Annotated in this window: 23 protein-coding genes; 7 read left to right on the top strand and 16 right to left on the bottom strand. The window is 68.3% G+C overall.

Going from position 1 to position 22,035, the window contains the following annotated elements:
• Positions 1 to 44 precede the first annotated feature (44 nt).
• The gene (locus tag ACVTJA_RS16200) at positions 45 to 1,670 is read left to right on the top strand and encodes a hypothetical protein (protein WP_465837273.1); all 1,626 of its coding nucleotides are present in this window, start codon (positions 45 to 47) and stop codon (positions 1,668 to 1,670) included.
• 36 nt (positions 1,671 to 1,706) lie between these two features.
• On the opposite strand, the gene ACVTJA_RS16195 is transcribed toward ACVTJA_RS16200, so the two are convergent.
• Positions 1,707 to 4,856, bottom strand: coding sequence for a cyclic nucleotide-binding domain-containing protein (locus ACVTJA_RS16195; protein WP_465837272.1), 3,150 nt, complete (start codon positions 4,854 to 4,856; stop codon positions 1,707 to 1,709).
• A gap of 184 nt (positions 4,857 to 5,040) precedes the next feature.
• Here ACVTJA_RS16195 and ACVTJA_RS16190 point away from each other — a divergent pair, with 184 nt between their 5' ends.
• Positions 5,041 to 5,883 (top strand): RDD family protein, encoded by an 843-nt coding sequence (locus ACVTJA_RS16190; RefSeq protein WP_465837271.1) that lies wholly within the window; start codon positions 5,041 to 5,043, stop codon positions 5,881 to 5,883.
• On the opposite strand, the gene ACVTJA_RS16185 is transcribed toward ACVTJA_RS16190, so the two are convergent.
• Complete coding sequence (locus tag ACVTJA_RS16185; RefSeq protein ID WP_465837270.1) at positions 5,825 to 6,337, bottom strand: hypothetical protein; 513 nt, start codon at positions 6,335 to 6,337, stop codon at positions 5,825 to 5,827. The genes ACVTJA_RS16190 and ACVTJA_RS16185 overlap by 59 nt on opposite strands.
• A 100-nt stretch (positions 6,338 to 6,437) precedes the next feature.
• Here ACVTJA_RS16185 and ACVTJA_RS16180 point away from each other — a divergent pair, with 100 nt between their 5' ends.
• A complete protein-coding gene (locus ACVTJA_RS16180) occupies positions 6,438 to 7,499 on the top strand; it encodes a tetratricopeptide repeat protein (RefSeq protein WP_465837269.1) in 1,062 nt (353 codons plus the stop codon).
• Between the two features lie 34 nt (positions 7,500 to 7,533).
• Complete coding sequence (locus ACVTJA_RS16175) at positions 7,534 to 8,604, top strand: FHA domain-containing protein (protein WP_465837268.1); 1,071 nt, start codon at positions 7,534 to 7,536, stop codon at positions 8,602 to 8,604.
• A 90-nt stretch (positions 8,605 to 8,694) separates the two neighbouring features.
• Here the strand turns inward: ACVTJA_RS16175 and sctV are convergent, their stop codons facing one another.
• A complete protein-coding gene (sctV, locus tag ACVTJA_RS16170; protein WP_465840409.1) occupies positions 8,695 to 10,818 on the bottom strand; it encodes a type III secretion system export apparatus subunit SctV in 2,124 nt (707 codons plus the stop codon).
• 263 nt (positions 10,819 to 11,081) lie between these two features.
• Between sctV and ACVTJA_RS16165 the strand changes: the two genes are divergently transcribed.
• Positions 11,082 to 11,885, top strand: a complete 804-nt coding sequence (locus tag ACVTJA_RS16165; protein WP_465837267.1) for a carboxypeptidase-like regulatory domain-containing protein — start codon at positions 11,082 to 11,084, stop codon at positions 11,883 to 11,885.
• Positions 11,886 to 11,920: 35 nt separating this feature from the next.
• Here ACVTJA_RS16165 and ACVTJA_RS16160 read toward each other — a convergent pair whose 3' ends face one another.
• A complete protein-coding gene (locus tag ACVTJA_RS16160) occupies positions 11,921 to 12,391 on the bottom strand; it encodes a tetratricopeptide repeat protein (protein WP_465837266.1) in 471 nt (156 codons plus the stop codon).
• A gap of 256 nt (positions 12,392 to 12,647) precedes the next feature.
• Here ACVTJA_RS16160 and ACVTJA_RS16155 point away from each other — a divergent pair, with 256 nt between their 5' ends.
• On the top strand, positions 12,648 to 12,875 hold the full coding sequence (locus ACVTJA_RS16155; protein ID WP_465837263.1) for a hypothetical protein: 228 nt from the start codon (positions 12,648 to 12,650) through the stop codon (positions 12,873 to 12,875).
• Positions 12,876 to 13,239: 364 nt separating this feature from the next.
• On the opposite strand, the gene ACVTJA_RS16150 is transcribed toward ACVTJA_RS16155, so the two are convergent.
• Positions 13,240 to 13,746, bottom strand: a complete 507-nt coding sequence (locus ACVTJA_RS16150) for a tetratricopeptide repeat protein (RefSeq protein ID WP_465837265.1) — start codon at positions 13,744 to 13,746, stop codon at positions 13,240 to 13,242.
• Positions 13,747 to 13,805: 59 nt separating this feature from the next.
• Positions 13,806 to 14,891, bottom strand: coding sequence for a DUF1521 domain-containing protein (locus ACVTJA_RS16145; RefSeq protein ID WP_465837264.1), 1,086 nt, complete (start codon positions 14,889 to 14,891; stop codon positions 13,806 to 13,808).
• Between the two features lie 290 nt (positions 14,892 to 15,181).
• Here ACVTJA_RS16145 and ACVTJA_RS16140 point away from each other — a divergent pair, with 290 nt between their 5' ends.
• The gene (locus ACVTJA_RS16140; RefSeq protein ID WP_465837263.1) at positions 15,182 to 15,409 is read left to right on the top strand and encodes a hypothetical protein; all 228 of its coding nucleotides are present in this window, start codon (positions 15,182 to 15,184) and stop codon (positions 15,407 to 15,409) included.
• A gap of 333 nt (positions 15,410 to 15,742) precedes the next feature.
• Here the strand turns inward: ACVTJA_RS16140 and ACVTJA_RS16135 are convergent, their stop codons facing one another.
• The 10 genes from ACVTJA_RS16135 to ACVTJA_RS16090 form a co-directional block, all read right to left on the bottom strand.
• Positions 15,743 to 16,120, bottom strand: coding sequence for a hypothetical protein (locus ACVTJA_RS16135; RefSeq protein ID WP_465837262.1), 378 nt, complete (start codon positions 16,118 to 16,120; stop codon positions 15,743 to 15,745).
• A 97-nt stretch (positions 16,121 to 16,217) separates the two neighbouring features.
• On the bottom strand, positions 16,218 to 16,787 hold the full coding sequence (locus ACVTJA_RS16130) for a hypothetical protein (RefSeq protein ID WP_465837261.1): 570 nt from the start codon (positions 16,785 to 16,787) through the stop codon (positions 16,218 to 16,220).
• 96 nt (positions 16,788 to 16,883) lie between these two features.
• Positions 16,884 to 17,360, bottom strand: a complete 477-nt coding sequence (locus tag ACVTJA_RS16125; RefSeq protein WP_465837260.1) for a SycD/LcrH family type III secretion system chaperone — start codon at positions 17,358 to 17,360, stop codon at positions 16,884 to 16,886.
• A 4-nt stretch (positions 17,361 to 17,364) separates the two neighbouring features.
• Positions 17,365 to 17,844 (bottom strand): hypothetical protein, encoded by a 480-nt coding sequence (locus ACVTJA_RS16120; protein WP_465837259.1) that lies wholly within the window; start codon positions 17,842 to 17,844, stop codon positions 17,365 to 17,367.
• Between the two features lie 47 nt (positions 17,845 to 17,891).
• A complete protein-coding gene (locus ACVTJA_RS16115; protein WP_465837258.1) occupies positions 17,892 to 18,179 on the bottom strand; it encodes an EscU/YscU/HrcU family type III secretion system export apparatus switch protein in 288 nt (95 codons plus the stop codon).
• A 45-nt stretch (positions 18,180 to 18,224) separates the two neighbouring features.
• Complete coding sequence (sctU, locus tag ACVTJA_RS16110) at positions 18,225 to 19,325, bottom strand: type III secretion system export apparatus subunit SctU (protein WP_465837257.1); 1,101 nt, start codon at positions 19,323 to 19,325, stop codon at positions 18,225 to 18,227.
• Positions 19,326 to 19,350: 25 nt separating this feature from the next.
• Positions 19,351 to 20,169 carry a flagellar biosynthetic protein FliR gene (locus ACVTJA_RS16105; protein WP_465837256.1) on the bottom strand — a complete coding sequence of 273 codons (819 nt, stop codon included), beginning with the start codon at positions 20,167 to 20,169 and terminating at the stop codon, positions 19,351 to 19,353.
• Positions 20,166 to 20,429, bottom strand: coding sequence for a flagellar biosynthesis protein FliQ (gene fliQ / locus ACVTJA_RS16100; protein ID WP_206720262.1), 264 nt, complete (start codon positions 20,427 to 20,429; stop codon positions 20,166 to 20,168). The genes ACVTJA_RS16105 and fliQ overlap by 4 nt, the downstream gene beginning before the upstream one ends.
• Before the next feature lie 12 nt (positions 20,430 to 20,441).
• Positions 20,442 to 21,314 carry a type III secretion system export apparatus subunit SctR gene (gene sctR, locus ACVTJA_RS16095; RefSeq protein WP_465837255.1) on the bottom strand — a complete coding sequence of 291 codons (873 nt, stop codon included), beginning with the start codon at positions 21,312 to 21,314 and terminating at the stop codon, positions 20,442 to 20,444.
• Positions 21,280 to 21,963: a FliO/MopB family protein gene (locus ACVTJA_RS16090; protein WP_465837254.1), complete on the bottom strand. Its 684-nt coding sequence runs from the start codon at positions 21,961 to 21,963 to the stop codon at positions 21,280 to 21,282. The genes sctR and ACVTJA_RS16090 overlap by 35 nt, the downstream gene beginning before the upstream one ends.
• Between the last annotated feature and the right edge of the window lie 72 nt (positions 21,964 to 22,035).

Below are 22,035 nucleotides of genomic sequence, written 5' to 3'. Positions count from 1 at the left end.
ATGAGTCTTTGAGCCGGAAAATCTGGGATGAGGTACGCGGGGGTGTGGAGCACTTCCACCTCCAGGGACAAGCGCGTCCGAAGGGCCCGCTGCGGCAGTTCTTCCACGGCATGAGCCTGCCCTTCCACGTGGCGCGGGCGCTGTTGAGGGAGCCAGCCGCGCGGCGGACGTACCTGCGCGTGGGGCTGATCCAGATGGTGGCGGCGCTGGTGCTGGCGCTGACGTGCATGAAGTCCGGCACGGAGGTCGCGGAGCACGCGGACGACAACGAGCGGGGCCGGGCGGAAGCCGTCGAGCGCGCGACACAGAAGCTGGTCGAGGCGAAGATCCGCCGGGCGAAGGCCCGGGCGGATCAACAGGCCCGCGACCTGGACGAGACGGCCCGCAGGCTGGACGAGAAGGCACGCAAGCTCGAGGAAGCGACGGCACTCGCGCCGGCCCGGGAGGACGCGGGTATGCCCCGCTCGGCCTCGGAAGACCTCGCGACAGCCGCCAGCAGTGAGGACGCGGACGGAACGGCCGCACACACCGCTGCCGCGAACGTGCCTGACGCGGAAAGCAGTCGCCCCCTCTCGCGCGCGGAGCGCCGCGCCGAGATGAAGGCCCGCCTCAAACAGCGGGCCCGCGAGTTCGAAGCCGCGGCACAGGGGCAGGACGGAGGCACGTCCCTCGCGGAGTCCCTCACCGCGCTGGTGCTCGAAGCGGCGCGCACAGCGGAAGCCGAGTCGGACGAAGCCGCCTCCGACATCGACAGCAAGGGCGACGGCAACTCCTCCGAGAACGAAGACGAGGATGAGGACGACTCGAGCGAGGCCGAGCTCACGGAAGCGCAGGACGGAGGCACGGCCGTGGCAGCGGTCCCCCAGGGCAGCCCGCCCGAGGACGGCGACGAGAAGCCCCGTGGCCGCATCCGCGTGAAGATTGGCGGCGAGGACTCCTTCTGGACGGTGCGTGGCTCCTCGCCGTGGAGCCTGGCCTTCTGGGCGGCGCTGTTCGGTGCGCTGCACCTCGCCCAGTGGGTGGTCATCGCGCTGTCGCGGGACTACCACGACGTCATCGCCCGCGATGCCAGCCTCCTCACCGGCGTGAAGCCGGAGGACGATGTCATCGAGCCGCGCGTGCGCCTCGACGTGCAGTGGCTCCGCAAGAAGCTGCGGCGGCGTTGGCGGGCGTGGTGGCTGTTCGCGGTGGGCGTGCCGGCCCTGGCGCTGCTCACCGTGCCCTTCCTGTGCCTCAGCTCCACCGTCTTCACCGTGCTGAGCACCGTCTGGGGCGCGTGGTGGCTGGTGGTGTTCACCGCCGCCAAGAGCGAGCAGGCGTGGGTGCCGCCCGCGGAGCCCCGTCCGCCGTGGTTCCTGCGCGCCTGGACGTGGCTCACCACGAAGGTGCCTGGGATGCGCTGGGGCATCCTCCAGCGCTACGGCGCGTTCTGGACGCGGCGGACGCAGGAGGTGCTCGGCCCCGTGGCCACCGTGGAGCGCCACCCGTGGGCCTTCGCGGGGCTGGCGGTGGTGCGCTTCGTCGGCTCCACTCCGCCGCTGAAGTTCTTCTTCCGCCCGCTCATCCCCGTGGCCTCCGCGCACCTGCTCGCGGAAGAAGCCGCCGCGCGCGCCGCGGCCGTGCCCCCCGCGCCCAAGCCCCACATTCCCGCAGGCGAGACGGGCGCCTGAGCAGCACTGACGTCCGAAGCCACGCGGGCGCGCCCGTCACTTCCCGTCGCGGGCGCGCTCTTCCTCGTCCTCGCCGGAGGACATGATGGTCTCGTTGGCCCCGCTGGGCTCGGGGGCCGGGCCGGTGGGAAGCGGCGGCACCTCCAGCGGCTGCGGGCCGGTGAGCTCCAGGCGCTGCCCCAGCTCGCGCGAGTCCGGCAGGCCGATGAGCTTCTGCAGTTGGAGGCCCACCGCGCGGAAGAAGCCGGTGAGCAGCTCCGGGCGGTCCGCGAGCAGGTCGAGGAAGTCGCGCCGGTCGATGATGAGCACCTTCGTGTCCACCGCGGCCACCATGTCCGTGGGCCGGGGCGCACCGTCCAGGAGGCTGATTTCGCCGAAGGCCTGCTTGCCCTGGAAGCGCAGCACGTGCTCGCCGTCGTGGAAGGCATCCACCGCGCCCTCGACGATGACGTAGAGCGCGTCGCCAGGGTCGCCCTGCGCGTAGATGCGCTCCCCGGCCTTGTACGAGGCCTCGCGCGCCACGGCGGCGATGGCCGCCAGGTCGTCCACGTCGCTCTGGGAGAAGACGCTCACGCCCTCCAGCGCGAACATCCGTTGGACAGTGCGGTCACTCAAGTCACCCTCCTGCGGGAGCACGTTCAGCCCATTGACGCGCGCCACGTGGCGAGCGCACGCGCGCAGCACCACGTCCTCGCTCTGCACCAGCGCGGCCAGCCGCCGCCACAGGCGGCCCGGCGCGCCCGGAGGCAGCTCGCGGTGGTGGGCCTCCACCTGCTCCATCATCAGCTCCCGGTCCTCCTCGGAGACCAGGTTCTCCAGAAGCTCCAGCGCCAGCGCCCGGCGCCGCGCGTCCTGCCCCATCACGTTGTAGTGGATGCCGCGCATCACCTGTGACGAGTGCAGCAGCCCCAGCAGGAAGAAGGACAGCTCCAGCGCCTGGTCCAGCCGGTCTCCCACCGCGCGAGTCAGCAGCGAGCCGTCGCCCAGCGCCGCGCGCACGTCGCGGAAGGCGCCCACCAGCGCGCGGTACACGTCACGCCGCCGGCCCAGCGCCTCGCGCACGCGCTCCGCGTCCACCGGGTGCTCGGGGTGCTCATCGCGCAGGCGCGACATCTGCGCGCCGATGCGGAAGTGCAGCGAGGCGTCGTCCTTCACGTTGGAGAACAGCAGCGCGTTCAGCGCCTCGGGCGTGCCGATGCCGCGCAGCACGCGGGGCAACTGCAGCCGCATGGCCAGGGGCGCGCCCTTGTTGTTGAGCTGCTCCTCCACCAGCGGCGTCACCGCGTCGCCCAACACCACCAGCGCCTCGCGCGCCGTCTTGCGCTCCTCGCGCCAGGTGAGGAAGGGCAACAAGCGCGGGGCCAGCTCCACGTAGCCGCCCTCGCCCACCGCGGCCAGCGCCACGCGCCGCACCGACGGGTCCGTGTCCTCCAGGTAGCGAGCCAGCGGCCCGGCGAAGCGCGCGTCCTGGAGCCGCCCCAAAAGCCGCGCCACCTCGCGCCGCTCGGGCTCCTGCGCCGCCTCACCGCGGGCCAGCAACTCCTCGAGCGAGGCCAGCGCCACCGCGCTTCCCGTCGCCTTGATCAACGCGCCGATGGCCGCGCAGCGCAGCCCCACGTCCGGGTGGTTGAGCAGCGCGGGCAGCAGCCGCTCCGCGCGGTCCGGCGACAGCCGCGCCAGCGCCCACACGGCCTGGTCCCGAGGACGGCGAGGGCCCTCCTCCACCAGCCGCTCCAGCACGGGCGCCAGCTCGCGCGCCTCCAGCGCCAGGGCCAGCGACACGCCGCGCTCCAATACGCGCTCGTTCGGGTGGCGCAGCAGGGCCGGCAGGTGCGGCCGCAGCGGTACGTCGGCCTGCTCCATCATGGCCACCGCGCGCAGCACCCGCTCCGGAGAAGGCGCCGCCAGCGCCTCGGCCAACAGCCGCTGCTCCTCCTCGCCCTCCAGCTCCACCTCTTCTTCTTCCGGCGCGCCCACCTGCTCGCCCAGCGCCGCCACGTACGCGGGCTTGAGCCGCACCAGCAGCACGCCCAGCGCGGCGCACATGCCCACCACCGCCACCGCCATGGTGTCGCCAGTGGCGCCGCGCCCCGCGCCGATGAGCAACAGGCTCGCCAGCACCATGCCGCCCTTGCGCAACAGCCCATCCACCGTGGCGCGCAGCCCCTCGCGCTGGTCGTCCGGCACCGCCGCGTACAGGAGCTGGATGCCTACCGGGAGGATGGAGTAGCTCACCGCCGTCTCCACCAGCCGCAGCAGGTGCACCGGCCACATCGCCGGGGTGACGAGCGCCGCACCCGCCAGGGGCGCCAGCACCAGCGGCACCAGCGCCACGTAGGGCAGCAGGCCCAGCCGCTTCAGCAGCCGCTGCGCCAGGACGAGCTGGAAGGCCACGCAGAACAGGCCAATCCACGACTGCAGCGAGCCGAAGAGCGCCGCCAGCGCGTCCTCGCTCATCGTGCCTTCCACCCGCAGCCGGAAGAAGTAGTCCACGAAGGAGGACAGCACCGCGAAGGCGATGCCCAGCGCCGCCAGCACCTGCGCGTAGGGGCTCTCCGCCAGGTAGCTCCACCCCATGAAGGACATGAAGGCGGGACGGCCGCGCGGCGCGGGCGGGGGCGCGCCCTTGTACAGGTGGTGGAAGATGGCGCCCGCGGCAAAGAGGCCCAGCGCGCCGCTCACCACCATGGCCGGCGTGCCCAGCTTCACCGCCAGCCCCTGCACCAGCAGGCCGCCGGCGATGCCGCCCCCCATGGCGAAGCCGTTGAGCGCGGTGAAGGCCCGCCGCGCCTCGCGCGCGTCGAACGCGGCGGCCATGCGCCCCCAGAAACGGAAGGACACGTACGTGGAGAAGGTGTCCGTGAAGAGGTACAGCGCCAGCGCCGACATCCGGTGCCCGGCCGTCAGCGCGTACGCCAACCCCAGCGTCACCACCCCGCCCAGCCCCGTCAGCACGCCCGGGGACTCCAGGGGGGAGTCGGGCCGGCCACGAGGCAGCACCGTCAACGCCACCGTCATCAGTGCGCCCAGCAGGTACAGGTACGGCATCGCCTGCGACTCGAAGCGCGACAGCACCAGCGCGCTCGCCGTCGCTTTGAGCTGGGTGATTCCGGCGATGAGCGCGAACTGGAAGGCGGCCGCCGGCCAGAGTCGGCGGTTCCAGGATGAGGTGTTGGAGGCGGCCACGGTGAGCGAGCGCCAGAGCCTAACCCAGGCTCCGGACAACCACGAATAACCCCGCGAACGCCCGGACGGCCACCTGCTCAGCGTGCGACGTCCTCCGCGCTTCGTCACACCCCCGCCCCACTTCCGCCGCGGCACTGGAACCACCGGGCGCCCGGCCGCCTCCCCGAAGGGCTAGACTGGCCGGGTGACGACCGCCTCCGACACGCTGCTGGACGGCACCCACACGGTGCTCACCCCCGAGTACGTGGAGTTCCGCTTCACCCTGGCGGGCCTCTACTCGCGCTTCCTGGCGTGGCTCCTGGACAGGTTCATCGTCAGCGCGCTCACCTTCACCATCATGCTCGGGCTGAGCGTGGTGATGATGGCCTTCCCCGGCTTCGGCAGCGCGCTGATGGCCGTCGTCTTCTTCCTGGTGGACTGGGGCTACTCCATCTTCCTGGAGACGGTGTGGAGCGGCCGCACGGTGGGAAAGCGCGTGCTCTCCCTGCGCGTCATCCAGGAGAGCGGCGTGCGCATCGGCTTCTACCACGCGGCGCTGCGCAACCTGGCGCGGCCGGTGGACGGGCTCCCCCTCCTCTACCTCGTGGGTGGGGTGGCCGCGCTCGTCTCCGGCTCCCAGCAGCGGCTGGGGGACATGCTGGCCGGAACGATTGTGGTGCGCGAGCGCCGCCTCAAGGTGCCCTCCGCCCTGGGCACCACCGGCGAGGAGGGCCTGCTGGCGGACCCGCTCTTCGTGGCGCGCGTGAAGCGGCTGTCCACCGAGGAGCGGGAGCTGGTGCTGTCCGCCGCCCTGCGCCGCGAGGAGCTGCGGCTGGAGGCGCGGCTGAGGCTGTTCTCCGCGCTGGGAGCGAGGCTGCAGGACGCGCTGGCCATGGAGAAGCCGGCCCACCTCTCCGACGAGAAGTGGGCCCTGCTGGTGGCCGCCGCCCTGCTGCCGTCCGCGGGAGCACGCCCGGATGGGCGCGCGTCTAGAAGTACGCCGCCGCGCCGGCCGACAGCGTCAGCGACGTCTGCGTCTTCTCGTTGAGGGCGATGTAGAAGTTGTACTGGCCGCGCAGGCCCAGGCTCACCGAGTCCGACACGAAGAAGTCGAGGCCCACGTTGGGACCGATGCCCACGAAGTTGCTGACGCTGTCCTTGAAGACGACGAGGTAGCTCACGTCCGAGCCGATGTACGGGCGGATGGACTCCTCGGAGAACAGGTAGCGCAGGCCGACGGAGGGCGCGAGTGCCACGACCCGCTTCTCAGCCGTGGTGTCCTTCGGGAAGGCAATCTTCGAGAGCGACACCACTTCGAAGCCGTTCTCGATGTAGAGGCTGGCGTCGACGCCCAGGAAGAGCGCGTCGTCCAGTCCCTTGGTCTTGTTGAAGTCCATGTACCCCAGCGACAGACCCAGGCTTCGATTGGCGAACTGAGCGTGCGCGGGGGCGGCCCCGAGGAGGGCCAGGGCGAATACAACGGTGCAGAGCAGGGTACGCATGGAGCGCCACTTTAATGGTGCAACCTGCGGAAAACAGCCCGGATTCGGGGTTCCCGGGGCGTTGCTTCGGGAGGGGCCGCTCTCCTACACTCGGCCGGCCATGCGTCTGAGCCGACTCGTTACCGCGCTGTCCCTGGTCTCCGCCCTTCCCCTCGCGGCCTGCGTGAGCACGCCTGCACCTCATGAGCGGGCGCTCATCAACAACGAGCTCTGCGTCCAGGAGCTCAACAAGGGCGACCTGGTCCGCGCGGACGTCTACTGCGACCTCGGCCTGGAGTTCTCTCCCCAGTACGCGGACCTGTGGGCCAACAAGGGCCTCATCGCCCTGGGCAACGGCAAGAAGGAGGAGGCCAAGAAGCACTTCATCAAGGCGCTCCGCTTCAACCAGGAGCACCTCCAGGCGTACCAGAGCCTGGGCATCATCTACCTGGAGGAAGGCGCGTACGGGAAGGCCCACGACAACTTCCGCCGGGCCCTGAAGGTCAACCCGGACAACCTCGAGACGCGCTACAACCTCGCCGTCACCTTCATGAAGATGAAGAAGATGGAGGAGGCGAAGAAGGAGCTGCGTACCCTCCTGGCGGTGAACCCCGCCCTGGCGGACGCGCACCACACCCTGGGCATCATCGCCTACTCGGAGAACCAGTTCGACGAGGCGGTGGAGCACCTCTCGCAGGCGGTGCAGCTCACCCCGGACGCTCCCCAGATGTGGCATGACCTGGGCACCGCGCTGATGGAGGTCGGCCGCTTCCCCGAGTCGCGCGAGGCCTTCGCCAACTGCGCTCAGCTGGACCCGAAGAACGCCAGCTGCGTCAACAACCTCGCCCTGGCCCAGCGCAAGACGGCCCTCACCGACGCGGCCTTCAAGGAGCTGAAGGACACCCAGCAGGCGGAGAACTCCGCCCCGGCCCTCTACATGCTGGCCCGCCAGTACCGCGAGAAGGGCCTGCTGGCGGAGGAGGAGTCCACCTACCGCAAGTGCGTGAAGCTGGACGCGAAGTTCGCCCCCTGCCACTTCGGCCTCTTCCAGCTCTTCTCGGACGCGCACAAACAGGAGAGCGCGCAGGTGGCCTGCAAGAACTTCCTCAAGTACGGCACCTCCGAGGAGTTCCCCACGGAGTACCAGACGTGCGAGAAGTTCATCAGCGACGCCACCTTCTGACGTCCCGCCCTTCCCCGTACGTACAACCTCCGCGATGAGCGTCCGTCTCACCGTCACGCAGCGCAGCGAGGCCGGCGCTGCCCCGAGCACCGAGGTCGTCCTCGACGACGCGGTCATCACCCTGGGGCGTGACAAGGCCTGTCAGGTGGTGCTCCCCCAGCAGGCCGTGTCGCGCAACCACGCGCGCATCTGCCAGGAGGGCACCCTCTTCTTCCTGGAGGACCTGGGCAGTGCCTATGGCACCCAGGTCAACGGCAAGCCGCTGCCCAAGGGTGAGAAGCGGTTGCTCCGCAACGGCGACGTCATCGCCATTGCCCAGTACGACGTGCGCTTCGACCGGATGACGGAGCTGAACGCGGACGTCAACTCGGAGAAGACGTCGTTCATCGCCCGCGGCATGGTGAAGGACGCCATGCGCGGCTCCAGCGTGGAGCGCTACCTGCGCTTCATGAATGGCCCGCGCGAGGGCCAGCGCATCGAGCTGGGCGACACGCAGGAAATCATCTTCGGGCGCGACGAGAAGGAGGTGGACGTCGTCCTCAAGGATGACCTCGTCTCGCGCAAGCACGCCAAGATTCGCCGCGACTGGTCCGGCACCCACGTCGAGGACCTGGGCAGCCGCAACGGCATCAAGGTCAACAAGAAGCGCGTCAACCGCAAGGCGCTCAAGGACAGCGACGAGCTGGAGGTGGGCGCCACCCGCTTCCTCTACGTGGACCCGTCCGAGCCGGCAGAGGAGCCCGTCCAGCTCTCCACGGACGTGAAGGCCTCGCCGCCGCCCTCGCCGCAGCGTCCGGGCCCGTCGCGCCAGATGAAGGCGGTGGAGGAGCCTCCCGCGGAGGAGCCCGCGCCCCCGGACGAGGAGCCCGCCCCCCCGCCCGAGGAAGCCGCCGAGGCCGCGTCTTCAGAGGAGCCCGCGGGTAGCGCCGAGTCCCCGTCCGTCGAGGAGCCTGTCTCCCAGTCCGCGGAGGTTGCCGTCCCGGACGACTCCGCCGACGCCGTCTCTCCGCTGAAGGACAAGAAGAAGCTCGTCCCGCTGGTGGTGATGGGCGTGGTGGGGCTGCTCTTCCTCACGCTGATGATTGCCGTGCTCGCCGGCGCCTGAGCGGCCTTCCAAGGCCGAGGGCGCACGGGCGGCCTACTCACTTCCAACGAACGAAGCGGGCCCCCAAGAGGGCCCGCTCCCGCGCCGCCGCTACCGCGTGGAGATGCGGGCCACCGGCTGGATGTTCAGCTCGGGCGACAGCTCCTGGTAGCTGAGCACGGAGAACGAGGGGTTGAACTCGTACTCCAGCAGCTTCCGCACGTAGCGGCGGATGTCCATGGCGGTGAGGATGACGGGGCGCTGGGCGCTGGGCGGCAGGTGACCGCACTCGGAGCGCACGGCCTGGACGATTTCCTGCGCCAGCTCCGGCTCCAGCGCGAGGTGCGCGCCCGCCGACGTGCGCTTCACCGAGCCGCGGATGGCATCCTCGATGTTCGGGTCCAGCAGGTACACCACCAGGGTGCCCGTGCCGCGCGCGTACTTGTGCGAGATGTAGCGGCGCTGCGAGGCGCGCACGTGCTCGGTGAGCATGACGTTGTCCGCCTCCACCTGCCCGTACTCGGCCAGGGCCTGGAGGATGCCGCGCAGGTCTCGGATGGAGATTTCCTCCTCCACCAGGCGCTGCAGGATGTCCGTCAGCTTCAGCACGTTGACGACCTTCGGCACCACCTCCTTGACGATGGCGGGGAAGGCCTTCTCGAGCTGCTCCAGCATCGTCTGCGTCTCCTGCACGCCGACGAACTCGCGGGCGTTGCGCCGCAGCACGGCGGCCGTGTGCAGGATGATGTAGCCGGGCACGTCCCAGGTGGTGAGGCCGGCGGCCTCCAGCGTCTCGCGGTGCTGCTCTGGCACCCACGCGGCCGGCTGGCGGGTGGCGGGGTTGATGGCCTCGAAGCCCTGGATGTTCATCAGCTTGAGGCGGTCCACCGTGTCGTTGACGAGGATGTGCCCCAGCGTGGCCTGGCCGGTGACGACGGGCACCTCGTTGATTTGAATCTGGTACGCGCCCGGCGGGAGGGACGCGTTGCCGCGGGCGCGCACGCCCGGGAAGCGCACGCCCAGCTCCACGAAGAGGCCGTCGCGCATGAAGGGAATCAGCTCGAAGAGGAACTTCCCGTTGTCCTGGCGCGAGTCCACGAAGGGCACCAGCGCGTCGGAGACCTCGAGCACAATCGGCGTGACGACGGGGATGAAGAGCTCGGAGTCCGGATTCATCGGCTCCTTGGGCGCGGGCTCGGTCGCCATGGGCGTGCCGTTCTCCGTCTCCAGGGCCGGGCCGGCCTCCTCCACCACCGCGTCCATCTTCTGCTTCTTCAGCATCGTCCAGGCGCCGAAGCCGGCGCCCGCGCCCAGGAGGAAGAAGGGAATCTTCGGCAGACCGGGGACGAGGCCGAGGACGATGAGCATGCCCGCGGCGATGGCGATGGCCTTCGGGTAGGCGGTGAGCTGGCTGCCCATGTCCATGCCGAGGTGGTTGCCCTCCTCCTCGCCGCCCACGCGCGTCACGATGATGCCGGCGCAGGTGGACACGAGGATGGCGGGAATCATGCCCACCAGGCCGTCACCGATGGTGAGCAGCGTGTACTTCTGCGCCGCGTCGCCCGCGGACAGGCCCTTCTGCGTCACGCCGATGATGAGGCCGCCGACGATGTTGACGACGGTGATGATGATGCTGGCGATGGCGTCGCCCTTCACGAACTTCATGGCGCCGTCCATGGCGCCGAAGAGCTGGCTCTCACGCTCCAAGTCACGGCGCTTCTTCTTGCCCTGGTCCTGGTCGATGGAGCCCGCGCGCAGGTCCGCGTCGATGGACATCTGCTTGCCCGGCATCGCGTCCAGGGTGAAGCGCGCGGCCACTTCCGCGACGCGCTCCGAGCCCTTGGAGATGACGATGAAGTTCACGATGACGAGGATGATGAAGAGGATGGCGCCGACGACGAAGTTGCCCTGCACCACGAAGTTACCGAACGCCACCACCACTTCACCCGGGTCGCCGGTGAGGAGGATGAGTCGCGTGGTGGAGATGGTCAGCGACAGCCGGAACATCGTGGTGATGAGCAGCAGTGTCGGGAACACCGACAAATGCAGCGCCGCGGGCACGTAGAGCGACACCAGCAGCAGCACCACCGAGATGCTGATGTTCAGCGTCAGCAGCACGTCCAGCAGCAGCGTGGGCAGCGGGACGATCATCATCCCGACGATGCACACGACCACCAGCGCCAGGACGATGTCGGAGTACTTCGAAAGGAAGCTGTTCGAATTGGAGGCCATCAGCGGACAGGCATCCTAGGCCAACCCGGGCTGCTTCTGTCAGGGGGGGCTCCCCCGGGCTGCATCCGGGTGGACGGAATTCCACCAGCAGCGCCCTGAAACTTTTTCCGTGACATGGCGCCTCCAGGAAATTGGAGCAGCCAGTCAGCCGACCCATGCGGGCGATACTGCTTGCGCGGCGTCACACCTCGCGGATTCATCCCCTCTTGACGAGCCCTGTCACCCCCGGGGCCGGGACAGGCTGTCTGAAAACGAGGAGCGTCACGATGCGACTGAAGGGTGCGGTGAGCCGGAGTCTCTCGCTATTGCTGCTGGGTTCGACCCTCGCCTGCTCGGCGTGCTCGAGCAACGGTGGGGAGGAGAAGGACGACGCGGGAACGAACAACCCCGGCCAGGTGGAGACCAACGTGGTGAAGGGCAAGGTGGTGGACACCGCTGGCAAGCCCCTCTCGGGGGCGCAGGTCGTCGCCGACAACCAGGTCCTCCACGACTCCAACGTGGTGGGCAACACGGGCACGGACGGCACCTACCGGCTGGAGTTGGGCAGGGCGGCCGTCACGTGGAACGCCAGCGCCCAGATTCAGCGCCAGTACAACGGCAAGACGTACAAGTTCGACCTGCACCCCGACAACCCGGCGTCCTTCGCCACGAACGAGGGGGCCATCCGGAACTTCTCCTGGAAGCTCACCGGCCAGAGGCCGGAAGGGGGCGTCTACGGGAGCAAGGTGCTCTTCAACCTGACGGCGTACACGGACCCCGAGGACCCGAACGCGCCGGTGGAGCGGGAGAACGTGGAGCTGACGCTGACGCCGGAGGGCACGCTGGTGGATGGCAGCGCCGGAGCGCCGCTGACGGCCCGAGGGACCAACTCGGGCGACGGCTTCGGCCTGCAGGACGTGGCGCTGGGGCGCTACAAGATTACGGCGAAGTACGCGCCGGCGGGCAAGCCGGCCCGGGACATGGTCATCCGGCTCAACGGTGGCGACGCGTACGCCAGCTCGGTGACGGCGGACTTCCAGACCATCGCCAGCACGGTGAACCGCATCGACCTGGAGATGAAGTTCCCCTGAGCCCGGCCCGGGGTGAAGGGCCGGGGGGCGCGTGACTACGGAGCGCTGTCGTTCCCCGGCCCGGAGTGCTGAGCATCCTCCACGCTCTCCAGCGCCGCCGCGGCGAGCATCCGGGCCCGGGCGCTGAGCGGATCCTGCCCCTGGGGGTCCAGGCTCACGGCGTGGTTGAAGTCACGGGCGGCCTCCATGACCTTGCCCAGGCGCAGGTGCACCTCGCCCCGGTTGACGAAGGGCGTGAGGTCGGTGGGGTCCAGCTCGATGGCGCGGTTGAAGTAGGACTCGGCGACGTCCAGGTCCTCCAGGGCCAGGTGGCAGGCGCCCAGAGCCGTCTGGAAGTAGGGCTCCGTGGGGTCCCTGGAGGCGAGGGCCTCGAAGATGGCCAGCGACTCACGGAAGCGCCCGTCCTGGAACAGGTTGAAGCCTTCGGTGGCCCGCTCGAGCATCTCCGGGCCGGAGAGGGGCTTCGCGTCGTTCTTGGACACCGTTGCCTTTGATTCGGTCGTCATCTGCACACATCCCTCATGAGGGCGGGAGGACGGCCCCGGGTACCGGCAAGGGCAGTCGGTACCGGGCGCCGGGAGCTTAGACTGTTATCGGGTCATCCAACAACGCAGTGCACTCCGCTGAAGCGCGGGCGTGGCTGGACGGGCGGGAAAAATGGATCAGAAAATCCCGAGGAAACTTTCGACCCCGTCCCGCCCATAATCCTTTTGTAAGCAGCGCCGCAGCAAACCACTCGCTTCCAAATTCCCGGAGAACGCCATGACCACCGCCACCACCGCCGCCGCTTCCCTCACGAAGGCCCTGGGCAACAGCCAGTCCCTGAGCGCGCTGGAGGAGAAGTCCCTGTCCGGCCTGACCGGTCCGGACCGTGACCGCGCCGAGGCCCAGCTCATGCTCCAGAAGCAGCAGGAGGCCACCGCGTTCGCCTCCAACATCATCAAGAAGCTGAACGAGATCGCGATGTCCGTCATCGGCAACATCAAGTAATTCGGTTGCCGCGGTCGCAGTCTCGAGAGCCGGCCTCCCTCACGGGATGCCGGCTCTTCGCTTTTGCGGGCCAGACTCCACCAGCCCGCGGGCGGCGGCCGGAGCACGGCTTCGAGCGCCCTCCCCGTCCGGCGGCATTCGGGAGCACGAGCTGGGCGGTCTGGCTCGGACCTGTCTGACGCTTCTTCGCTTCGGAAGTCCTCGCCGGGGAAGCCGGCCGGGCAACGCGCCCCGCCGGAGACCTCGACCCGAGCGCCTCACGACGGGCGGCGGCCCCAGCACCCGGTCGCCGAAAAAGCGAAGGCCCGGCGCAGCGCGAACCTCGCGCCGCCCGGGCCTGGAGAGGACACCCGTGAGGTGCCCGTTACTTCGCCTTCTTCGCCTGCTCGGCCTGCTGCTTCAGCGCGAGCAGAGTCCCGTGAGCGCGCTGCGTCGCGCGCCGCTGGAGCGAGGGGTCCTTCTGGATGGCCGCGCTCAGGTCCGCGAGCGCCTCGGGCACCTGCCCCCGGCGCAGGAAGATTTCACCCCGCCCCGCGAGCGCGTCCACGTGCCCGTTGTTGAACTGCAACGCCAGGTTGAACTCGTCGAACGCCTCGTCGAAGCGCTCCAGCGTCATGTACGTCGCGGCCAGCTGCGCGTGGAAGACGGCGTCCGTGGGCGCCGCCGCCACCAGGCCCTCGAAGATGGTCAAGGCCTGCTGCGTGCTGCCCGCCTGCAGGAGCTGATGCGCGGTGTTCGCCCAGCGGTACAGGTCCTCCTTGGTGACACCGAGGAACTGACCGAGGGTGACTTCACCCCGGATGATTGCCTCGCCGAGGGGCTCCGGGACCGTGGCCTTCTTGTCTTCTCCAGCAGGGGGCGTGTCGCTCACGACGACCTCGAGGAGGGCCAGGCATTACCGCACCTGGCCCGGTGGGATGGTTCCAGCGATCAGAACATCTGGGTGCCGCGGAAGCGGACCATATCATTCAGCTTGGAGACCTGCTCCAGCGCCCGGAACATGTTGCCCAGCGCGCGGAACGACTGGGTCATCGCGCTGCGGTGCTGGTTGCGGTCGTAGCGGCCGAAGATGTCGTCCTGGCGGCGGAACGGGTTGAAGCCGTTCGCGCGGGTGTTCTTCAGCTGGTCGAACAGCTTGCTGATGGCGTCGAACTTCTCGGTCAGCTTGCCCAGCTCCTCCCAGGCCGGCTTGGGCTTCGCGCCGTTGGTGCCGTTGGTGGTGTGGTTCTGGGTCGCGGTGTTCTGGCCCGGCTTGAAGGTGAACGGATCCTTCGCCGTCTTGATGACGTCACCGCCCTGGTCGGAGCCGGTGATCTCCTTGCCGTCGTAGGTCCAGTCGTCCGTCTCGTTGCCCATGCGGAACACGTCCGCCTTGGGGTTGGAGTGGAAGCGGACCACCTCGTCCAGGCCGTCCTGCTTGACCTCGCCGACCTTGCCCTTGCCCTTGTCGATGTCCGTCACGCGCACGTGGCTGTCGCCGGAGACGATGTCCAGCTGGCCCGTCACCGTCATGCCGTTGCCCCAGGGCTTGGTGGTGACGTTGATGCGGGTGCCGTCGCCGAGGACGAAGGCCGTGTCACGCTTGAAGTCGAACTTGCCGCCGTCGGACTCCTCGACGTGCGGGTCGCCCCAGACGCGGGTGCTCTTGCCGTCCGGACCCGTCACCTTCCACTCGAACTGGCCCATCTGCTCAATCTGGTAGCCGCCCGGGGTGGTGATCTTGCCGCTCTCCTTGTCCACCTTCAGGGAGTTCTGCTCACGGACGGAGTCCAGCGGGTTCGGCTTCTCGGAGGGGAAGCACCCGCCCGGGCCGGCCGCGATGCCGGGGTTGGAGTCGACCGCCTTCGACATCTGATCCACGAACTTCGTGGCCAGGTCGATGGTCTTCTGCACCAGGTTCAGCGTGGACTCGATGAGCTTCGCGTTCTTCTCGAGCGCCGAGGTGTTGACGGCGCCAAACGAGAGCATCGCGGGGCTGATCTGACGGTTGCCGACGCCGGAGATGTTGTTCGACATGACTTGGTACCCCCAGAAAGAATTCGAAACAAATGGGTGAGCTGTGCAGCTACACACCTATTTTCGAAGTTGGCTTTCCGGAGTTTCGCGCGTCCCCCCATCTTTATGAAGAAGGCCCCGACAATTTCCCGTCCCACATTTCTTGGGATTTCTTAGGGGCCCCACCCCCTTGTCAGAGGGGAAAAAAGAATCAGAAAATCCCGAGGAAACTTTCGACCCCGTCCCGCCCATAATCCTTTTGTAAGCAGCGCCGCAGCAAACCACTCGCTTCCAAATTCCCGGAGAACGCCATGACCACCGCCACCACCGCCGCCGCTTCCCTCACGAAGGCCCTGGGCAACAGCCAGTCCCTGAGCGCGCTGGAGGAGAAGTCCCTGTCCGGCCTGACCGGTCCGGACCGTGACCGCGCCGAGGCCCAGCTCATGCTCCAGAAGCAGCAGGAGGCCACCGCGTTCGCCTCCAACATCATCAAGAAGCTGAACGAGATCGCGATGTCCGTCATCGGCAACATCAAGTAATTCGGTTGCCGCGGTCGCAGTCTCGAGAGCCGGCCTCCCTCACGGGATGCCGGCTCTTCGCTTTTGCGGGCCAGACTCCACCAGCCCGCGGGCGGCGGCCGGAGCATGAGCTGCCGGCGCGCACCAGGCGTGACCGGCCCCTGCGAAGCATGAGCTCGGCGGCCCCCCTCCTGCGCACGAGCTGCTGGAGCTCCCAGGGGCCCGGGGACTCAACTCCTGAGGGCCAGGCCCACGACGCAGGGCGCCAAAAAGACCACCGCCCGGATCAACCCTCTTTCGAGGGGACCCGGGCGGCGGGGCAAGACAGGAGGCTGTGGGAGATCCGTCGGGGGATCAGCCCCACATGTCCTTGAGCAGCTCCTTGCGGCGGCTCATCAGCTTGTTGAAGAAGTTGTCGTCGCGCATCTTGTTGAAGACGGCGTTCGTCTCGTGCTTGGAGGAGACCTCCTCCGCCTTCTTCTTGATCTCGTCGACGGAGGCGTTCGGGTTGTCCCGGACGAAGGCCTCCATCTCATCCTTCACCTTCTGCTTGACGCCGTCGATGCGGCCGTCGCCCAGGTACTTCAGGCTGCCCTTGACCTCCGAGTCGGTCATCCGAGCCACGGCGGAGTCCAGGACGCCCTGCCAGGCACTGGTCTTCTCGGCGTCGCTGGCCTGCTGGGTGTTGCCGCGCGCGGTGGCCGGCGGCGTGTTTCCAATGGTGTTGCCCATGGGGGAAGCTCCTTGGGGAAATGAGTCTCGGAGGAGTTATCGACGGGAGGGGCGCGGAAGTTGCGTTCCCGCGCCCCTTTCGACACCGCGGCCCCGGCTAGCCCTTGAGCTTGCCCAGGCTGGGGTTCTTCATCCAGGCCTTGAAGGACTCCAGGTCCTTCTGCTCGGCCTTGACGTCCGGCTGCACCGCGGGAGGCGGGGGCGCCTCACCGGTGAGCGAGGCGTGCTTCTTGCTGCTGGTCTCGAAGGCGTCCTTCGCACCCGCCGGCGCGCCGGACTTGGCAGGGGCCTTCGCGGGAGCCGCCGTCGAGGCGGCCGCGGGCTCGGAGGCGAAGCCGCGGGCGTTCAGGTACGCCTGCATCCACTCGACGGACTCGATGAGCACCGGCGGCATCTGGGCCAGGGCCGGGTTCTTCTCCGCCTCGGCCAGGTGGCGCGAGAAGGCGTCCTTCACGTCCTGGTAGAGCTGGAAGCTCAGCGACGCGCCCGGCTTCGTGTTGCCGATCAGCGCCGCCATCTTCCGCATCACCTGCTGCAGCGTGCCCGTCGCCGACTTCGCCTGCTTCTCCAGCTCGGGGACGATGCGCTCGCGCTTGGCAACCAGCTCGGCCGGAGCCTCAGGCGGCATCTCGGCGGGAACGCGCGGATCAGGATTAGGGTTCGACATGTCGACAACCTCCATGACGACAAAAAGGGAACGTCAGACAGCCTAGCAGACTCCCGGTATTTCGTTTCATTCCGGAAGTGATGGTTGACCCACCCGTCACCGGCGTCCGAGCGCCGTGAGCATGGCCCCGGCCTTGCGCACGACGGGGTCATCCTCGGGCGTCATCGCCGCGGCGCGGCGCAGGTCCTCCAGCGCCTGCTGCTTCTGGCCGAGCGCGAGCTTCACCTCGGCGCGGCCCACGTAGACGGACGGGTCCTGGGGAGACAGCTTGGCGGCCACGTCGAAGGCGGCGAGCGCGCCCTGCCCGTTGCCGGCGGCCATCTCCACCACGCCCAGTGCCTTGGCGAAATAGCCGTCGGTGGGATTCACGGCGTACAGCCCCTGGAAGAGGGTGCGCGCCTCGCTGATACGGCCCTGGTAGAAGAAGAAATAGGCCGTCTTCGCAATGGCATACAGCTCGTCGTCCGAGTAGCCACGCACGTCGCGCAGGGTGGCCTTCCCGTCCGCCCAGCGCTGCAGCGTGGCCGCGAGCTTCGCCTCGTCCTGCGGATCCTCCGGGTCCAGCACGGCCATGGCGCTAGATGCCCTCGTCCTTCTGAGCCGCCCACATCTGGCGGATGATTTCCTTCGTCTCCTCGTTGACCTGATCCACCAGCGTCAGCATGGCGGACTCGCGCTGGAGCAGGGCCTTGAGGCGCTCCAGCCGCTCCGGCGGGGCATTCACCTTGGAGAGGCCGCGATCCAGCATGCGGCGCTGCTCCTCGTCCCCGCGGCCGGCGACGCTGGCCAGGTGCGGCCGGTCGCTGAAGCCCTCGAGGTCCGCGTCGTGCCCGCCGGGGTGCGGGGGCAGCGGCAGACGCAGCTCCTCCGACGAGTGCGCCGGGCCGATGAAGTCCAGCAGCGCGGACGAGGCGAGCGCCGGGTTCTTGGGGTTGCCCGTCTTGCGGAGCTTCTTGCGGTCGACCTGGGACGGGTCGACGAGCCGCTCACGGACGCTTCGGGGTCCCCCCCAGGGCCATACCGGCGTCTTGGGGGGTTGATTGTTGATTCTGGCCATCGTGGTACCCGATGTCACTCCATGTGGGAGGGGGCCGTCCAGCCCCCCTAGCGCTTACTGTTGGCGGCCGCCTGCTCGCGCTGCAGCTCGTAGACGAAATTCAGCACCTCGGCGACGGCATCGTACAGCTCCTCTGGAACCTCCTGCCCCACCTCGACGCGGTACAGGGCGTTGGCGAGGTTGACGTTCCGCATGAAGGGGATGCCGTGCTCCCTGGCGATGGCGCGAATCTTCTCCGCCTTGAGCCGCATGCCCTTGGCCACCACGCGCGGAGCGCCGTCCTTCTCCTTGTCGTACTTCAGCGCGATGGCGATTTCGGCCTCGTCGTCACTCATGGCAGCTCCGAAGAAGTTCCGTGCATCATGGCCGCTTGCTCCCACTCATGCACGCGCGCGGCCCTTGTCCCCGGACGCCGCGGGCGTCGACGGGGCGGCCTTCAGCCCGTAGACGAAGTTGAGGACCTCGGCGACGGCGTCGAAGAGCTCCTCGGGAATCTCGTTGCCCACCTCCACACGTAGCAGGGCGTGGGCCAGCGGCACGTTGCGCAGCGTGGGCACGTCCTTCTCGCGGGCAATGGCCTTGATGCGCTCGGCCTTGTGGTCGATGCCACGGGCGATGACGCGGGGCGCGCCGTCCTTCTCGCGGTCGTAACTCAGGGCCACGGCCACGTGGTCCGGGTTGGTGACGATGACGTCCGCCTCGCGCACGGCCTCCATCTGCGCACCCTCCATGATTTCGTGGTGCATCTCCTTGCGCTTGGCCTTGTGGTGGGGGTCGCCCTCGCTCTCCTTGTACTCCTTCTTCACCTCCTCCTTCGTCATCATCATGTCCTTCATGAAGGACTTGCGCTGCCACCACACGTCGAAGATGGCGAAGAGGACGAAGAGGAGCGCGACGCGGGAGGCCACGCGCGTCACCAATTCCCCCATGATGATCATGATGCCGCGCGTGTCCTGGCGCACCGTCTCCACCACGAGCGGCATGGCGTCCCGCACCACGCCGTAGACGACGTAGGCGGTGACGGAGATCTTGATGAGGTTCTTGAGCAGCTCGACGATGGCCTTCTTGGAGAACATGTTCTTCAAGCCGGCGAGCGGGTTGAGCTTGTCCAGCTTGGGAATCAGCGGGTCCATGGTGAAGAGGGACCCGACCTGCACGTACTCCAGCAGTCCTCCCATCAAGGCGCCGCCGAAGATGATGGGCAGCGACACCAGCAGCATGGTGCGCAGCGCGAGGTAGAGCGCCTGCCCGGTGACGACGTCCAGGTGCTCCGGGTGCGCCACGTGGTCGAAGGTGAACTGGAACAGCGTGGAGATTTCCTGCTCCAGCGAGCTCCACGTCGCCTTCACCACGCCCAGGCCCACGAGCAGCACGCCCATGCCGCTCAGGTCCTTGCTCTTCCAGACCTGGCCCTTCTTGCGAGAGTCATCGAGCTTCTTCTGCGATGGCTCTTCTGTTTTTTCTCCGCTCTCGTCCGACATGGCGTGCGTCCGGGGGGAAGGAAGGTCAGGTGAGCAGCTTCATGGCGTTGTTGAGCATCACCAGCATGCCGCGCAGCTCCACCTGCATGCGCGTCGTCAGGGCGCTCAAGACCAGGAAGATGATGAGCACGCTCACCAGCGGCTTGATGGCCATGGAGATGAAGAACACCTGAATCTGCGGGGCCACGCGGTTGATGGCGCCCAGCGCCACGTCGGTGAGGAAGGTGGCCAGCATGGCGGGCGCGGCCAGCGCCAGGCTCACGCGCAACAGGTCCGCGAAGACGCGGATCAGCATGTCGAAGAAGGGCCACGGCCCCTGGCTGAAGCGGGGGAAACCGTCCAGGGGAATGGAGACGAGGCTGTCGCCCAGGGCCTGGATGACGAGGTGGTGCCCGTCCAGCGTGAGGAAGAGCACCACCGCGAGCTGGATCTTCAGGTTGGAGAAGAGGGACACCTGCTGGCCGATTTGCGGCACGAAGAGCTGGGCGTTGTTGCTGCCCGCCATGGTGTCCACCAGCGTGCCGGCCACGCGCGCCGCCTCGAAGGCCGTGTTGACGATGAAGGCTATCGAGAAGCCGATGAAGACCTCCTTGGCCATCAGCGCGATGTACGGCAGCGCGCTCAGCGGAATCGTCTTCACGGAGGCCGCGACCACCGGGTACAGCACGATGGACAGCGTCAGGCCGATGCCCATCTTCAGCTCGGTGGGCACGACTTCGCCGCCGAGGAACGGGCTGAAGATGAGCACGGGCATCACCCGGCACATCAGCAGCGCCACCGTGAAGATGACGGCGGAGACGTTGGCTCGGGAGGCGAGCTCGCTGACGAGGTCCGCGACGTTCATCGAATCAGCGCGGGGAACCTGTCGAAGACGTGGAAGGTGAAGCGCAAGAGCTGGCTGCCAATCCACGGACCTGTCAGCGCCAGCACACCGAAGACGATGACGACCTTGGGCGCGAAGGTGAGCGTCTGCTCCTGAATCTGCGTGGTGGCCTGGAACAGGGAGATGAGGAAGCCCACCAGCAGGCTCGTGAGGACCGGCGGCGCCGACACCACGAGCACCAGGAACAGGGCCTCCTGGGTGATGAACGTGAGCTGATTCATGGGGGCGCCTTCCTACAGGTAGCCGACGACGAGGCCCTTGGCGATGAGGTACCAGCCGTCCACGAGCACGAACAGGAGCAGCTTGAAGGGCATGGAGATGGTGGTGGGCGACAGCATGTGCATGCCGAGCGCCAGCAGGATGTTGGCCACCACCATGTCGATGACGATGAATGGGACGAAGAGGAGGAAGCCTATCTGGAAGGCCTCCTTCAATTCGGACACCACGAACGCCGGGATGATGACCATGAAGTCATTGTTCTGCACGGCGTCGCGGTCCTCGCCCTTGCGCAGCTTCTTGGCGAGGTTGAAGAAGAGCGAACGGTCCTTGTTCGTCACCTTCTTCATCAGCCACGCGCGCAGGGGCTCCTTGGACTTGTCGGCCGCGCCGAGCAGCGAGCCCACCGTCTCCGAGGAGAACACGCCGGGCCCCTTGGCCCAGATGTCCACGCCGCCGGCCCGGTACATCTCCATGCCCACGGGGGCCATGATGTAGACGGTGAGGATGACCGCCAGGCCCGTAATCACCTGGGTGGGCGGAATCTGCTGGGTGCCCAGCGCCGAGCGGACGATGGAGAGCACCACCGAAATCTTCACGAAGCTCGTCACCATCATCAGCGCGAAGGGCACGAGGCCCATGGCGGCGAGCGCGAGGATGAGGATGAGCGGGCGCGAGGTGAACGAGTCGCTGTTCACCGCCTCGTTGGCCACCGACTCGGGGAGGGCGGCGCCGCCCTTCTTCGGCGCGGCGAGCGCGATGATGGGGTTGAGTGACACCGCGGCCGCGAACAGCCAGGGCGGGATGCGCGGAAGGACGGAGCGGGCGGAGGAAGGGGTGTGCACGGGAAGGTCTTCAGGCGCCGGGGGGCTGGGAGGGCGAACCGCCATTGCGGCGGGAGAGAAGCTTCTGGAGGAAGGGGCTCAGGGTGACAGCGTTCGGCTGCGGGCGCTGCTGCGCGCGGATGCGCTCCACCGCCTCCGAATCCAGCTTCGACAGCAACTGCAGGCCGGCCTCGCCGCCACCCACCAGGAGATACTCGTCCGCGGCCTTCACCACGAAGAGGCTGCGGCGCTGGTCCAACGGGAGCCGCTCCACCACGGAGACCAGCGGCTGGCGGCCCGAGGACACCGCCTGCAGCCCCATCAGCCTGCGCAGGCCCACGTTCAGCGTGAGGTAGATGGACGCCACCACCGCGCCCAGCACCAGCAGCGTGCGCAGGAGCATCCAGCCCACGCTCTCGTCCTGCTCCTCCCCTGCCCCTTGCGTCGCGCCGATGGACGGGTCATCGAAGGGGTCCGCCGGAGCCTTCGCGGCCTGCGCCTGTGTAGCGGGCGCGTCCGTCACGGAGGCAGGGGGGGCGGGCTTCTCGGACGGCTCGGCCGGAACCGGCGCGGCCTTCGCCGACTCCGCCGTGGGTGCTGGCGCCACGGCCGGCTGCGAGGGTGCGGACGGAGCCTGCGCCAGGACGGCGGGCGGCGTGAGCACCAGCGCGGCACCGAGCAGCAGGCGCATGAGGGAGGGGCGGAGGACTGCCATGGTTGGGGGCGAGGCTAGTTCATCGGACGGAGGACCGCCACGGGCCCCGCCCGCCTGCCCGCCTGCCCTTTC

It is taken from the genome of Pyxidicoccus sp. M6, from assembly GCF_055568925.1.
This window is presented reverse-complemented; position numbering and strand designations above follow the sequence as displayed.

Bases quoted from the DNA above. Each gene is read 5' to 3' on its own strand.
- ACVTJA_RS16145 (WP_465837264.1), bottom strand. From the start codon at position 14,891: ATGTCGAACAACATCTCCGGCGTCGGCAACCGTCAGATCAGCCCCGCG.
- ACVTJA_RS16175 (WP_465837268.1), top strand. From the start codon at position 7,534: ATGAGCGTCCGTCTCACCGTCACGCAGCGCAGCGAGGCCGGCGCTGCC.
- ACVTJA_RS16105 (WP_465837256.1), bottom strand. From the start codon at position 20,169: ATGAACGTCGCGGACCTCGTCAGCGAGCTCGCCTCCCGAGCCAACGTC.
- ACVTJA_RS16140 (WP_465837263.1), top strand. From the start codon at position 15,182: ATGACCACCGCCACCACCGCCGCCGCTTCCCTCACGAAGGCCCTGGGC.
- ACVTJA_RS16130 (WP_465837261.1), bottom strand. From the start codon at position 16,787: ATGTCGAACCCTAATCCTGATCCGCGCGTTCCCGCCGAGATGCCGCCT.
- ACVTJA_RS16090 (WP_465837254.1), bottom strand. From the start codon at position 21,963: ATGGCAGTCCTCCGCCCCTCCCTCATGCGCCTGCTGCTCGGTGCCGCG.
- ACVTJA_RS16125 (WP_465837260.1), bottom strand. From the start codon at position 17,360: ATGGCCGTGCTGGACCCGGAGGATCCGCAGGACGAGGCGAAGCTCGCG.
- ACVTJA_RS16160 (WP_465837266.1), bottom strand. From the start codon at position 12,391: ATGACGACCGAATCAAAGGCAACGGTGTCCAAGAACGACGCGAAGCCC.
- ACVTJA_RS16185 (WP_465837270.1), bottom strand. From the start codon at position 6,337: ATGCGTACCCTGCTCTGCACCGTTGTATTCGCCCTGGCCCTCCTCGGG.
- ACVTJA_RS16165 (WP_465837267.1), top strand. From the start codon at position 11,082: ATGCGACTGAAGGGTGCGGTGAGCCGGAGTCTCTCGCTATTGCTGCTG.
- sctU (WP_465837257.1), bottom strand. From the start codon at position 19,325: ATGTCGGACGAGAGCGGAGAAAAAACAGAAGAGCCATCGCAGAAGAAG.
- ACVTJA_RS16120 (WP_465837259.1), bottom strand. From the start codon at position 17,844: ATGGCCAGAATCAACAATCAACCCCCCAAGACGCCGGTATGGCCCTGG.
- ACVTJA_RS16180 (WP_465837269.1), top strand. From the start codon at position 6,438: ATGCGTCTGAGCCGACTCGTTACCGCGCTGTCCCTGGTCTCCGCCCTT.
- ACVTJA_RS16155 (WP_465837263.1), top strand. From the start codon at position 12,648: ATGACCACCGCCACCACCGCCGCCGCTTCCCTCACGAAGGCCCTGGGC.
- ACVTJA_RS16135 (WP_465837262.1), bottom strand. From the start codon at position 16,120: ATGGGCAACACCATTGGAAACACGCCGCCGGCCACCGCGCGCGGCAAC.
- sctR (WP_465837255.1), bottom strand. From the start codon at position 21,314: ATGGCGGTTCGCCCTCCCAGCCCCCCGGCGCCTGAAGACCTTCCCGTG.
- fliQ (WP_206720262.1), bottom strand. From the start codon at position 20,429: ATGAATCAGCTCACGTTCATCACCCAGGAGGCCCTGTTCCTGGTGCTC.
- ACVTJA_RS16115 (WP_465837258.1), bottom strand. From the start codon at position 18,179: ATGAGTGACGACGAGGCCGAAATCGCCATCGCGCTGAAGTACGACAAG.